The sequence below is a fragment of the Streptomyces sp. NPDC048291 genome (assembly GCF_043201715.1).
Classification (GTDB): domain Bacteria; phylum Actinomycetota; class Actinomycetes; order Streptomycetales; family Streptomycetaceae; genus Streptomyces.
In genome coordinates, this window is sequence record NZ_JBICZC010000004.1 from 212,858 (window position 1) to 225,029 (window position 12,172).

The 12,172-nt window shown below is 69.4% G+C and carries 11 protein-coding genes and 1 riboswitch; of the genes, 6 read left to right on the forward strand and 5 right to left on the reverse strand.

The annotated features are described in order from the left end of the window. The first annotated feature begins 155 nt into the window (after positions 1-155). The 5 genes from ACGF5O_RS11850 to ACGF5O_RS11870 all read left to right on the forward strand — a co-directional run bounded on the left by ACGF5O_RS11850 (position 156) and on the right by ACGF5O_RS11870 (position 6,339). Positions 156-428, forward strand: coding sequence for a DUF3311 domain-containing protein (locus ACGF5O_RS11850; RefSeq protein WP_393809749.1), 273 nt, complete (start codon positions 156-158; stop codon positions 426-428). Next, positions 425-2,029, forward strand: coding sequence for a monocarboxylate uptake permease MctP (gene mctP / locus ACGF5O_RS11855; RefSeq protein WP_393809750.1), 1,605 nt, complete (start codon positions 425-427; stop codon positions 2,027-2,029). Before ACGF5O_RS11850 ends, mctP begins: the two co-directional genes overlap by 4 nt. Positions 2,030-2,149: 120 nt before the next feature. After that, the gene (locus ACGF5O_RS11860) at positions 2,150-2,704 is read left to right on the forward strand and encodes a GNAT family N-acetyltransferase (RefSeq protein ID WP_393809751.1); all 555 of its coding nucleotides are present in this window, start codon (positions 2,150-2,152) and stop codon (positions 2,702-2,704) included. 29 nt (positions 2,705-2,733) lie between these two features. Then, a riboswitch (cobalamin riboswitch) is annotated at positions 2,734-2,812 on the forward strand. Positions 2,813-2,956: 144 nt separating this feature from the next. Next, entirely contained in the window at positions 2,957-5,332 is a 2,376-nt protein-coding gene (locus ACGF5O_RS11865) for a ribonucleoside-diphosphate reductase subunit alpha (RefSeq protein ID WP_393809752.1), read from the forward strand. Next, positions 5,332-6,339 (forward strand): ribonucleotide-diphosphate reductase subunit beta, encoded by a 1,008-nt coding sequence (locus ACGF5O_RS11870; protein WP_393809753.1) that lies wholly within the window; start codon positions 5,332-5,334, stop codon positions 6,337-6,339. Before ACGF5O_RS11865 ends, ACGF5O_RS11870 begins: the two co-directional genes overlap by 1 nt. Here the strand turns inward: ACGF5O_RS11870 and ACGF5O_RS11875 are convergent. Further along, positions 6,252-6,503, reverse strand: a complete 252-nt coding sequence (locus ACGF5O_RS11875) for a hypothetical protein (RefSeq protein WP_393809754.1) — start codon at positions 6,501-6,503, stop codon at positions 6,252-6,254. The two genes, ACGF5O_RS11870 and ACGF5O_RS11875, sit on opposite strands and share 88 nt — an antisense overlap. Positions 6,504-6,596: 93 nt before the next feature. Between ACGF5O_RS11875 and ACGF5O_RS11880 the strand changes: the two genes are divergently transcribed. Beyond that, a complete protein-coding gene (locus ACGF5O_RS11880) occupies positions 6,597-7,562 on the forward strand; it encodes a helix-turn-helix domain-containing protein (RefSeq protein WP_393809755.1) in 966 nt (321 codons plus the stop codon). Positions 7,563-7,601: 39 nt separating this feature from the next. Here the strand turns inward: ACGF5O_RS11880 and ACGF5O_RS11885 are convergent, their stop codons facing one another. The 4 genes from ACGF5O_RS11885 to ACGF5O_RS11900 all read right to left on the reverse strand — a co-directional run bounded on the left by ACGF5O_RS11885 (position 7,602) and on the right by ACGF5O_RS11900 (position 12,132). Beyond that, positions 7,602-8,981, reverse strand: a complete 1,380-nt coding sequence (locus ACGF5O_RS11885) for a cytochrome P450 (protein ID WP_393809756.1) — start codon at positions 8,979-8,981, stop codon at positions 7,602-7,604. Further along, positions 8,978-10,063 (reverse strand): epi-isozizaene synthase, encoded by a 1,086-nt coding sequence (gene cyc1, locus ACGF5O_RS11890; RefSeq protein WP_393810122.1) that lies wholly within the window; start codon positions 10,061-10,063, stop codon positions 8,978-8,980. Before cyc1 ends, ACGF5O_RS11885 begins: the two co-directional genes overlap by 4 nt. A gap of 295 nt (positions 10,064-10,358) precedes the next feature. Further along, positions 10,359-11,009, reverse strand: coding sequence for a peptide deformylase (gene def / locus ACGF5O_RS11895; protein WP_393809757.1), 651 nt, complete (start codon positions 11,007-11,009; stop codon positions 10,359-10,361). A gap of 142 nt (positions 11,010-11,151) precedes the next feature. After that, positions 11,152-12,132 carry a tetratricopeptide repeat protein gene (locus tag ACGF5O_RS11900; RefSeq protein WP_393809758.1) on the reverse strand — a complete coding sequence of 327 codons (981 nt, stop codon included), beginning with the start codon at positions 12,130-12,132 and terminating at the stop codon, positions 11,152-11,154. Between the last annotated feature and the right edge of the window lie 40 nt (positions 12,133-12,172).

Genomic DNA, 12,172 nt, shown 5'->3' on the forward strand with positions numbered 1-12,172 from the left:
CGCCTGACGGCACGTCACCCTTCTCCACCGAATCGACATACCGATATGCGGAGGAGGTCTTCCGCTGACCTTTCGCTTTCGCCATGATTGCCTGCGCATTACACAGGTGAACAACGGTGATCGCCGTGCGGTCAGTGAGGGGACGGAGCCGCGAGATGTCAGATGCGTCCGATGTGACCAAAGCGGCGGTGGTGACGCCCATCCGCGTCGCCATCGCCCTCTGCCTGATAGCCCCCTTCGTGGCGCTGCTGTGGGTGGGCTCGTACGCCAAGACGGACCCGGTGTTCATCGGGATCCCGTTCTTCTACTGGTACCAGATGCTGTGGGTGCTGCTCTCCACGGTGCTCACGATGACCGCCTACCAGCTGTGGCAGCGTGACCAGCGCAGCCGCAAGGCCACGGGCACGAGCGGGGGTGCGCAGCGGTGAAGGACGGTGTGAACGGCGTCGCGCTCGGCGTCTTCATCTTCTTCTTCCTGGCCGTCACGGTCATGGGCTTCCTGGCCGCGCGCTGGCGCAAGGCCGAGAACGAGCACTCGCTCGACGAATGGGGGCTCGGCGGCCGGTCGTTCGGCACCTGGGTCACCTGGTTCCTGCTCGGCGGCGACCTGTACACGGCGTACACCTTCGTCGCCGTCCCGGCGGCGATCTACGCGGCGGGCGCGGCCGGTTTCTTCGCGGTGCCGTACACGATCCTGGTCTACCCGCTGATCTTCACGTTCCTGCCGCGCCTGTGGTCGGTCTCGCACAAGCACGGCTACGTGACGACCTCCGACTTCGTGCGCGGCCGGTTCGGCTCCAAGGGCCTCTCGCTGGCCGTCGCCCTCACCGGCATCCTGGCGACGATGCCGTACATCGCGCTCCAGCTCGTCGGCATCCAGGCGGTGCTCGACGTGATGGGCGTCGGCGGCGGCGACAACACCAACTGGTTCGTGAAGGACCTTCCGCTGCTCATCGCCTTCAGCGTGCTGGCGGCCTACACCTACTCCTCCGGCCTGCGGGCCCCCGCCCTGATCGCGTTCGTGAAGGACGGGCTGATCTACCTCGTCATCGCGGTGGCGATCATCTACATCCCGATCAAGCTGGGCGGCTTCGACGACATCTTCGCCAAGGCCGGCGACAAGTTCACGGCAGCGGGCGCGGGCGGCCTCGTCCCGCCCGCGGCCGGCCAGTGGACGTACGCCACCCTGGCACTGGGCTCCGCGCTGGCCCTGTTCATGTACCCGCACTCGATCACCGCGACGCTCTCCTCCCGGAGCCGTGACGTGATCCGCCGCAACACCACGATCCTGCCGCTGTACTCCCTGATGCTGGGCCTGCTCGCCCTGCTGGGCTTCATGGCCATCGCGGCCGGCGTCAAGGTCACCAACGGCCAGCTGGCCATCCCCCAGCTGTTCGAGAACATGTTCCCGGACTGGTTCGCGGGCGTCGCCTTCGCGGCGATCGGCATCGGCGCCCTGGTCCCCGCGGCCATCATGTCCATCGCTGCCGCGAACCTCTTCACCCGCAACATCTACCGGGACTTCATCAAGCCGGACGCCACGCCGAAGCAGGAGGCCCAGGTCTCCAAGCTGGTCTCCCTGCTGGTGAAGGTGGGCGCGCTGGTCTTCGTGCTCACCATGGACAAGACGGTCGCCATCAACTTCCAGCTCCTCGGCGGCATCTGGATCCTGCAGACCTTCCCGGCCCTGGTCGGCGGCCTGTTCACCCGCTGGTTCCACCGCTGGGCCCTGCTGGCCGGCTGGGCGGTCGGCATGGTCTACGGCACGGCCGCCGCGTACGGCGTGGCCTCCCCGGCCCAGGCGCACTTCGGCGGCTCCTCCAAGGAGATCCCCGGCCTCGGCCAGATCGGCTACATCGGCCTCACCGCCTTCGTGATGAACGTGGTGGTCACGGTGGTCCTGACCTTCGCCCTGAAGGCCCTCAAGGCCCCCGAGGGGATCGACGAGACCAACCCGCAGGACTACACGGCGGACGCGGGCGACCCGGACGTGGAGGTGGAGCTCCCGCCGGCTGTAGCGCCCCTTTAGGGGCGCGGGGCTGTATCGATTTACGGCTCCGCCACGTGGGCGCGACCAGCCACACACACCCCGCAGCGGGCCGCCGAATTCAGACACAACGGGGGCCCGCTGTCGTACACACTCACCCGCATGACGATCCTGATCCGCGAAGCGCAACCCGCCGAGTACGAGGCCCTCGGCGGCATCACCGCCCAGGCCTACCTCCACGACGGCCTCCTCGACTTCGGCGAGAGCGACTCGTATCTCACCGAACTCGAGAACGTCGCGAAACGGGCGGCCGCGGCCACCGTCCTGGTCGCCGTGGACGGCGACACCCTCCTCGGCGGTGTCACCTTCGCCCCCGGCCCCGGCCCGATGGCCGACATCGCCGCCCCCGCGCAGGCCGAGATCAGGATGCTGGCCGTCGCCCGGGCCGCCCGTGGCCGCGGGGCCGGCGAGGCCCTCGTACGGGCCTGCGTCGACCGCGCACGGGCCGTGGCGGGCTGCACGGCCGTCGTGCTGTCGACCCAGCGGACCATGCACGCCGCCCACCGGATCTACGAACGCCTGGGCTTCGTCCGTACACCCGACCGGGACTGGAGCCCCCTGCCCGAGCATGCGGACGTCACCCTCCTCACCTACGAGCTGACGCTCCGACACCTCCACGACACAACATCTGGGGGTGACGTGACAGCCCGGCACTAGATGTATGCTCATGCTCGCTGTCGCCGCAGGGGAATCCGGTGCGAATCCGGAACTGTCCCGCAACGGTGTACTTGTGCATGTTCGTGCACAGGAATCAGTCCGAGGACCTGTCGACAGCACGCCCAGCCACCCGGTTCGGGCGTTCTGACGTCCGGGCCTCGTGGAGTGGGCCGGGGTCTCGACGCGTGCCCGCGCGCTCGTGCTGCCCGCTGCCCTCCGCCAGGCCCTGTGCCCAGCGAGGGAGAGTCCCACGTGACCATCGCGCCAGCCGACCCGGCCTCAGCGACCAGCTCTGTGGAATCCATGGTGGACGACGGTCCCGGAACCGCGTTGCTGCGGACCCTGACCGAGCTGACCGCCGACCTCCCCGACGCCGACCCCGGCCGGGTCGCCGCCGCCGCGTTGCGCGGGCGGTCCGCCCGGGCCGACGAGGCGGAGTTGCGCGAGCTGGCCACCGAGGCCGCCGCCGGGCTGATCTCGGAGGACCCCGCCTACTCGCGGCTGGCCGCACGTCTGCTCACCGTCTCCATCCGCGCCGAGGCCGCCTCGCAGGGCGTGACGTCCTTCACGGAGTCCGTGGCGGTGGGGCACCGCGAGGGTCTCGTCGCGGACCGGACCGCCGAGTTCGCCCGGCTGCACGCGGCCCGCCTCGACGCGCTCGTCGACCCCGCCGCCGACGACCGGTTCGGCTACTTCGGCCTCCGTACGCTGCACAGCCGCTACCTGCTGCGGCACCCGATCACCCGCCGCGTGATCGAGACGCCCCAGCACTTCATGCTCCGGGTCGCCGCCGGTCTCGCCGAGGACGACACCGTCAGGTCGGTGGCCGAAGTCGCCGCGCTCTACGGGCTCATGAGCCGCCTCGACTACCTCCCGTCCTCCCCCACCCTCTTCAACTCCGGCACCCGGCACCCCCAGATGTCGTCCTGCTACCTCCTCGACTCCCCCAAGGACGAGCTGGACTCCATCTACGACCGCTACCACCAGGTCGCCCGCCTCTCGAAGCACGCCGGCGGCATCGGCCTGTCGTACTCCCGCATCCGCAGCCGGGGTTCGCTGATCCGCGGCACCAACGGGCACTCCAACGGCATCGTGCCGTTCCTGAAGACGCTGGACGCCTCGGTGGCCGCCGTGAACCAGGGCGGCCGGCGCAAGGGCGCCGCCGCGGTCTACCTGGAGACCTGGCACTCCGACATCGAGGAGTTCCTGGAACTGCGCGACAACACCGGCGAGGACGCCCGCCGCACTCACAACCTCAACCTGGCGCACTGGATCCCGGACGAGTTCATGCGCCGGGTCAACGCCGACGAGCCGTGGTCGCTGTTCTCCCCCGCCGACGTGCCGGAGCTGGTGGACCTGTGGGGCGAGGAGTTCGACGCGGCCTACCGCAAGGCCGAGGCGGCGGGGCTCGCGCGCAAGACCATCCCGGCCCGTGACCTGTACGGCCGGATGATGCGGACCCTCGCGCAGACCGGCAACGGCTGGATGACCTTCAAGGACGCGGCCAACCGGACCGCCAACCAGACGGCCACGCCCGGCCATGTCATCCACTCCTCCAACCTCTGCACGGAGATCCTGGAGGTCACGGACGACGGCGAGACGGCCGTCTGCAACCTGGGGTCGGTGAACCTCGGCGCGTTCGTCGACACGGCGACCGGTGACATCGACTGGGACCGCCTCGACGAGACCGTCCGCACCGCCGTGACCTTCCTCGACCGGGTCGTCGACATCAACTTCTACCCGACCGAGCAGGCGGGCCGGTCGAACGCGAAGTGGCGGCCGGTCGGGCTCGGCGCGATGGGCCTCCAGGACGTCTTCTTCAAGCTGCGGCTGCCGTTCGACTCCGCCGAGGCGAAGGCGCTGTCCACCCGGATCGCCGAGCGGATCATGCTCGCCGCGTACGAGGCCTCCGCCGACCTCGCCGAGCGCGGCGGCCCGCTGCCGGCCTGGGAGAAGACCCGTACCGCGCAGGGTGTGCTGCACCCCGACCACTACGGCGTCGAGTTCACCTGGCCCGAGCGCTGGGCGGCGCTGCGGGAACGCGTCGCCACCGTCGGCCTGCGCAACAGCCTGCTGCTCGCCATCGCGCCCACCGCCACCATCGCCTCCATCGCGGGCGTCTACGAGTGCATCGAGCCGCAGGTCTCGAACCTCTTCAAGCGCGAGACGCTGTCCGGTGAGTTCCTCCAGGTCAACTCCTACCTGGTGAAGGACCTCAAGGGCCTCGGCGTCTGGGACGCCCGCACCCGCGAGGCGCTGCGCGAGGCCAACGGCTCGGTGCAGGACTTCGTCTGGATCCCGCAGGACGTGCGCGACCTCTACCGCACCGCCTGGGAGATCCCGCAGCGCGGCCTGATCGACATGGCCGCCGCCCGCACCCCGTACCTGGACCAGGCCCAGTCCCTGAACCTGTTCCTGGAGACGCCGACCATCGGCAAGCTCTCCTCGATGTACGCGTACGCCTGGAAGTCCGGCCTGAAGACGACGTACTACCTGCGCTCGCGCCCGGCGACCCGGATCGCCCGCGCCGCCCAGGCACAAGCCACCATCCCCGTCCAGCAGGCGGCCCCCGAAGACGCCGTCGCCTGCTCCCTGGAAAACCCCGAGTCCTGCGAGGCCTGCCAGTAATGTCCAGCAAGAACCTTCTCGACCCCGGCTTCGAGCTCACGCTCCGCCCGATGCGCTACCCGGACTTCTACGAGCGCTACCGGGACGCGATCAAGAACACCTGGACCGTGGAGGAGGTCGACCTCCACTCGGACGTCGCCGACCTCGCGAAGCTGTCCCCGATGGAGCAGCACCTGATCGGCCGGCTGGTGGCGTTCTTCGCGACCGGCGACTCGATCGTGGCGAACAACCTGGTGCTCACGCTGTACAAGCACATCAACTCCCCCGAGGCGCGGCTCTACCTGAGCCGGCAGCTGTTCGAGGAGGCCGTGCACGTCCAGTTCTACCTGACGCTGCTCGACACCTACCTCCCCGACCCGGAGGACCGCGCCGCGGCGTTCGCGGCGGTCGAGAGCATCCCCTCCATCCGCGAGAAGGCCGAGTTCTGCTTCAAGTGGATGGACTCGGTGGAGAACCTGGACCGCCTGGAGTCCGTGGCCGACCGCCGCCGCTTCCTGCTCAACCTCATCTGCTTCGCCGCGTGCATCGAGGGCCTGTTCTTCTACGGCGCCTTCGCGTACGTCTACTGGTTCCGCAGCCGGGGTCTGCTGCACGGGCTCGCCACGGGCACCAACTGGGTGTTCCGTGACGAGACGATGCACATGAGCTTCGCGTTCGACGTGGTCGACACGGTCCGCAAGGAGGAGCCGGAGCTCTTCGACGACGAGCTCCGGCAGCAGGTCACCGACATGCTCCGGGAGGCCGTCGAGGCGGAGCTGCAGTTCGCCCGTGACCTGTGCGGTGACGGTCTGCCCGGCATGAACACCGACTCGATGCGCCAGTACCTGGAGTGCGTCGCCGACCAGCGGCTGGGCCGCCTGGGCTTCGCCCCGGTGTACGGCTCGGAGAACCCGTTCTCCTTCATGGAGCTGCAGGGAGTTCAGGAGCTGACGAACTTCTTCGAGCGGCGTCCGTCCGCGTACCAGGTGGCGGTGGAGGGCACCGTCGACCTGGACGAGGACTTCTGAGCCTGCCGGGTCTCCCACTCTCCGCGGTCCTCGTGGGCCTCCCTGATCTGCCGGTCGATGCGCCTGTCGCGCAGGACGCCGAGCACGGACGGGAGGGCCATGAGGACCAGGATGCCGAGGACCAGGACCATTCCGACGAGACCTTCGATCTGGTTTCCGTTCATGGACACCACTGTCGCGCCGCAGACTCCTTACCGTCAGTGGCAGCACTGCCACACACCCTCGAATTACTGCCAGCAGCGAGGCACACTGGCAGCATGCTGAAGAACGTGGCGACGGTGCTCCTCGACGGTGTGCACCCCTTCGAGCTCGGGGTGGTCTGCGAGGTCTTCGGACTCGACCGCTCCGACGAGGGGCTGCCGGTGTACGACTTCGCGGTGGTCTCGGCGGAGGGGCCCGCGCTCGGCACCCATGTGCCCGGCCTCACCGTCTCCACCCCGTACGGCCTGGACCGCCTCGACGAGGCCGACCTGATCGCGGTGCCGGCCTCGGACTCCAACGCCGTGCGGGACTACCCGCCCGAGCTGCTGGACGCGCTGCGCCGGGCGGTGGACCGGGGCGCCAGGGTGCTCAGCGTCTGCTCCGGCGTCTTCGTGCTCGGCGCGGCCGGGCTGCTGGACGGGCGCCGGTGCGCGGTGCACTGGCGGCACGCGGAGCTGCTGGCCCGCCGGTATCCGCGCACCAGGGTCGAGCCGGACGTGCTGTACGTCGACGAGGACCCGGTGTTCACCTCGGCGGGCACCGCGGCCGGGATCGACGCCTGCCTGCACATCGTGCGCAAGGAGCAGGGCCCGGAGGTCGCGAGGAAGATCGCCCGGCGGATGGTGGTGCCCCCGCACCGGGACGGCGGCCAGGCCCAGTACATCGAACGGCCGCTGCCGGAGGGGCCCTGCGACACGGTCGGCGGGGTGCTGGCCTGGATGACGGAACATCTCGACGAGGAGGTCACCGTCGAGCAGCTGGCCGCCCGCGCCCTGATGGCCCCGCGGACCTTCGCCCGCCGCTTCCAGCAGGAGACCGGGACCACGCCGTACCGCTGGATCCTGCGGCAACGGGTGCTGCTGGCGCAGGAGTTGCTGGAGGGGACGGACGAGACGATGGATGCCATCGCGGGCCGGACCGGGTTCGGGACGGCGGCCGCGCTGCGGCACCAGTTCGTGAAGTCGCTGGGGACGACGCCGAACGCCTACCGGCGCGCGTTCCGGGGCCCGGAGGCCGCCTGAGCGCGCGCCGGTATCAGGCGTGATCCGCCGGTCGGCGGGTCACCAGGGCACGGGTGCGAGCAGCAGCCGGTGCGGGCGCAGGGTGATGCCCACCCGGGTGGCGTCGTTCGACCCGGCGACCTGTTCGAAGCGGTACCTGGCGCACAGGGCCGCCGTGATCAGGCTGAGCTGGGTCATGGAGAAGTGGTCGCTGGGGCACTTGCGGTTGCCGACGCTGAAGGGGCTCATGGCGTACTTGGGCACGTCCCCCGCCCGCTCCGGCAGCCAGCGGTCCGGGTCGAAGTCGAGGTGCCCGGGGTAGGAGTGCGGGTCGCGCTGGATGGCGTACGGGCTGTAGACGATGTCGGCCCCGGCCGGAATGAGATAGCCGCCCAGCTCGGTGTCGGCCTTGGCCCGCCGCGTCAATATCCATACGGCCGGCCGCAAACGCATCGCCTCGACGACGACATTGTTGGTGTGCGTGAGCCGGCGCACGTGCTCAAAGCCGACCGGCTGACCGCCCGTCACGGATTGGACCTCGGTCCGTACCTTCTCGGCGTGTTCCGGGTGTTCGGCGAGGACCTGGAGCAGCCACATGATCGTGGAGGCGACCGTTTCGCTTCCGGGGGTGAGTATCGCGACCACCTGGTCGTGGATCTCCTGTTCCCCGATGGGCTCGCCATTCTCGTCCTTCGCCGCGAGCAATGCCGTCAGCAAATCGTCCGGCTTTTGACCAGATGCCCGGCGCTCGGCGACGATCTCGTCGACGAGGAGATGCAAATCGGCCAGCGCCCGGTTGAATTCGCGGTTGGCCGGCAACGGCAGCCGGTACAGCGGGCCGAGTGGTACGACCATCCGCCGGTACATACCGCGGAAGACGCTCGCGAGATCGACGCTGAGCCGCTCCGCGCGCTCGTCCATGTACTCGCCGCGCAGCAGGCAGCGGGCGGCGATGCGGACGGCGACCCGGAAGGACTCCGAGGTGCAGTCGACGGTCGAGCCGGGCTGCCAGCGCTCGGTCAGCGCATGCGCCTCCTCCTCCATGACCGGCCCGTAGGAGGGGATCGCGGAGAGGTTGAACGCGGGCTGGATGGTGCGGCGTTGGCGCCGATGGCGGGGGCCGTTGGCGGTGGCGACGCCCTCCTTGCCGAGCAGTCCCTCCAGGGACTCCCACAGCGGTCCCGCGATGATGAAGTCGGGGTTCAGGGCGAGGGCGCCGGTGAGCTCCGGGGTGGTGACGGCGTACACCTCCTTGGGGCCGAGCCGCAGGCGCACCATGTCGCCGTGGGCGCGCAGCCGCGCCATGAAGGCCAGCGGGTCGCGGACCAGCCGCCAGCCGTGCCCGAGTACCGGCACACCGCCGCCGGCCAGGGGCGGTTCGCGCAGTTCGGTCTGTTCGGAAGCCTCTGCGGTCGCGGGCTTCACGGACTCGACGGTCATTTCTCACCTGCCGCTTCGTTGTTGACGTACGGGGGCGTGGACCGGTCGTCCCAGCTGTCGACCATGTAACGGCCGGATTCGTGGTGGAACCAGTAGACGGAACTGAACCAGTTCCGCATGTTGCCGACACAAGCCGTGACGGCGGAGCCGATTTCCTTTCCGCGCACGGTGCCGTCGTCCAGCCGCTCGGCGAACCGCAGTGCGGTGCGCTCGGCGACCAGGAATTCGCTGATGCATTCCTCGACGCGCCGCCTGAGTTCCTCGACCGCCTGCTCCAGACTCATTCCCTCGTGGGTGACGAGACTGATTCCGAGATTGTGCACCTCGTCGCCCGCTATTTCCTTCGGCAGCGAGCAGAGGTCGTTGTACCAGGCGGCGAATTCCTGGCTGAGGAGCGCCGGCCTGCGGTATGCCGGGTTTTTTCTTACGGCGTCGGGGAGTTCGGTCCCCGCGCTCGGCTCCAGCAGGTCGGTCCATATCCAGTGGGCGAAGGTGAGGCGCCGCAGGGCCAGGTATTCCTCCACCTCGGGAACGTATCCCGAGGTGCGGTTGCGGAACTCGCGGTCGTACGCCTCGATCACCTCGTGGAAGTGCCGGGCGAAGCGCTGGTTCCAGGTCCCCGGCAGGAACGTGTACAGCCGCGCGATGCTGTCGGCGAAACCCGCGACCAGGGTGTCCGGGTGGTGCAGATGGTGCAGGGGCGCGTCGAGGGCCGCGTGCAGCCGGAACCGCAGCCGGCGCCAGTCGGCCGGCCTGCCGTGCACGACGTCACGGTCGTGCCGGTCGTCCCAGACGAAGAACCAGGCGCTGTAGTCGCATATCGCCTGGACGACCTCGTCGGACGCACCCAGGTAGTACCCCGCCATGAGGTCGGTGTAGCAAAGACCGTCGGCATATTCCTGTACCTTGTCCGCCGGCATCAACCGCTTTTCCAGCAGCCAGAGGCGGGTCTTCTCCTGTAGCTGCGGCCAATACGGATGAAGTTGCCGGGGAAACTCGGCCTCGATCACCGGGAGGGCGAGTTGTGGTGGAACCGCGACCGCCGTCGGCGTCGATGTGGTGCTGTGTGGGAAAGCATGCACGAACAAACCCCTCTCAGCCGAGCCAGGTACGCACGCCCCTCCCGCTGTGCCGGGCGTGCGCCGTTGCGTATCCCCGCAGTTCCCATTCAGCACCACAAGTGACCGGTCTGGGAACGGATTTGCTTCACTCACTACCCCACAGTGCCGAGAATCTCCCCTTGTGTGACTGATTAGGGTTAGCTAGGGGTGCACAAAGGATCGAATGTGCGACGCACAGGCGAGCGAGTCTGACCGAACATGACGAACGCCTGGTCGGAACGGGTCCGACCAGGCGTCACAACTGTCCTTCTGGGTCTCAGTCGTTGGCGACCACGGGGTAGCGAGGCTCGTTCTCGGCCATCTGCCGCAGCGCCTCCTTGCGCTCGCGCTTGGAGAGCCGGTCGATGTACAGGTAGCCGTACAGGTGGTCGGTCTCGTGCTGCAAACACCGAGCGAAGTAGCCGGTGCCGCGGACCTTGATCGGGTTGCCCTTCTCGTCCTGCCCGGTGACCTCGGCGTAGTCGGGGCGGGCGAGCGGGGCGTAGGCGGTGGGCACCGACAGGCATCCCTCGTTGCTGTCGTCCAGCCGCCGCTTCTCTGCGGGCAGGTCGACCAGCTTCGGGTTGCACACCACACCGACGTGCCGGGCGCCCTCGTCGTCCTGGCAGTCGTAGACGAAGACCTTCAGGTCGACACCGATCTGGTTGGCGGCGAGGCCGACGCCCTCGGCGGTCCGCTGGCTCGCGAACATGTCGGCGACGAGCTGGTCCAGCTCCGCCCCGAAGTCGGTGACGTCCTTGCACTCCTTGTGCAGCACCGGGTTCCCGACGACGGTGATGGGCCGCGACGTCCCCCGCTCACGCCAGGCGTTCTCGCGCTCCTCGGTCCCCTCGGTGTCGACGACGAACCCCTCGTCGTCCACGGGGAGCACGCCCGCGTGCTGCTGATCGGTGTCCTGCTGCGCCATGACCGACGATGCCTTCCTCAAACAAACCGGGGGTGATATTGCGAATACAGGGTACGTGGCAGCCTGCGCCCAGGGACGCGCCCCAAAGGGGCGCGGGGAACTGTGCGACCAGCCACAACGAGGCGGCGGCTGAACGACGGCCTCAGCAAACCTCTTCCAAATCCCGCCAATCCCTGGAATCGGGGCTGTCCGCAACCCACCCGTCCAGCAACCCCCTCACCAGCGCGGCCGGCGCGGCGATCCCGCACTCCCGCTCCGGCACCCACAGCTGCCCGTCCGTCCGATGCCCCAACGGCCCCGGATGCCCCGGCTCACTGTGGTCGTGGGGATCGAGATGCACCCCGTCCCCCTCGTCCGACGGCATCCGCGACTCCGAACACATCCGGCACAGCAACCGCACCGACGACGACCAGTCCTCCGCCGCGAACCCGGCGTCCCCCGCCAGCTGCTCCAGCGCGTCCCGGTCCGCCTCCGTCGCCGCCTCCAGCAGCACCACCCAGGTCGGCACCGGCGACGGCGCCCACAGCTCGATCTCGTCGAAGACGGGGTACGCGTGCCCGGTCACCGTGGTCCGCTCGCCGTGCGGCACCCCGTCGTGCAGGACGACCTCGCCCCAGCGCCGCCCGGACGAGGGCAGCGGGATGGACTGCACCTCGATGCGGGCGGGGTCGAGCCGCCGCCCCCACACCACTTCGGCCTCCCCCTCCGGGGACAGCCGTACCGCTGCACTGCCCAGGTCCATGCCGTCCGGCTCACCGGAGACGGTGGCGCCGCCCGGCACCCGCAGCCCGTACGCCTGCCAGGCCCGCCGGGCCAGCGGCCAGTCCTGCAGCGCGGTCGCCGCGATGCCCACGTTCCACCAGTCCGGCGCGCCGGTCTCCCGGTCGAGGAGGGCCACCGCCCGCAGGCCGGCCGCGCGTGCCTGCTCCCAGTCGTGCCGGAACTTGTGCAGCAGGGCGAGGTTGAACCAGGACTCCGACAGCCAGGGTTCCAGGTCGGCGGCGCGCGTCAGCAGCTCGCCCGCGTCCTCGTACCGGCCGTCGCCGATCAGCGTGAACGCGCGGTCGGTGGCCTGCCGCCAGGAGGCGGAGGGCCGGTGCCGTCCCTTGCCGAAGATCCTCACGATTCCCGCCTGCCAGTTCCATTTCCGCACAGTGGGCTGG